The organism is Campylobacter estrildidarum (assembly GCF_005406205.1).
Taxonomy (GTDB): domain Bacteria; phylum Campylobacterota; class Campylobacteria; order Campylobacterales; family Campylobacteraceae; genus Campylobacter_D; species Campylobacter_D estrildidarum.
Map to the genome: position 1 here is coordinate 1 of NZ_NXLZ01000045.1, position 743 is coordinate 743.

Consider the following 743-nt stretch of genomic DNA (forward strand, 5'->3'; position numbering starts at 1 on the left):
TAATAAAGTATTAGGTTATGAAGTAGATAAAGATGGATATTTTACCAGTGAGTTTAACAAAGCAGCAGGAATTCCTGAAGATATAAAAATTCATTCTAGCACTATGGAAAGTTTGGTGAGAGTATGGACTAAAAAAGGTTTAGATAGTACCTTTGAAAGCATAGACATAGCTAAAACCATAGGAAATGCTTATAAGATTTTAAGTCAAGTAGTGGGTGAAGATGTCTTAAATTCTAAAGATAGTTTCACACTTGATGAAATAGCAAAATTCCCACAAGGTTATGAATATAATCGTCAAAGTATGGAAGTAACCAAGATATATAATTCTGCACAAGATTTTCTTAACGGTGAGATGAATTTTGATTATGATAACAAAACAGACACAAAAATAGAAAGTTTGTTCTTTAATTCTTATGAGAATACTATGAAAGCAAAACCTGCTATTGATATTTTTAATAATAACAATGGTGGAAAAGAAAATGTTATTACAGGTGTATTTTTTGACACTACCTCAAGTAAATATAGAAATCCAGATGGCACTATAACCAAAGGTGGACTTTTAGTAGCTATAGTAAATCAAAATCTCTATACTGTAGAAGGTGAAACTACACGATGGGGCAAAAGAACAGGCTTTGATAAATCTATGAGTGAAGAAGAAGTAAGAAAAGCTATGAATAGTTTTAATCTCAAACTTAGTGATGAAGTTGTAGTTCAAGGAGCAGAAATTAACGATATAGATACAA

The 743-nt window shown here is 30.4% G+C and carries 1 protein-coding gene; it reads left to right on the top strand.

The genetic code is table 11. The features are described 5' to 3' along the window. Positions 1-743, top strand: a 743-nt coding sequence (locus CQA69_RS09020; protein ID WP_407924077.1) for a Cj0814 family flagellar-dependent secreted protein, incomplete at both ends; no start/stop codon positions are given.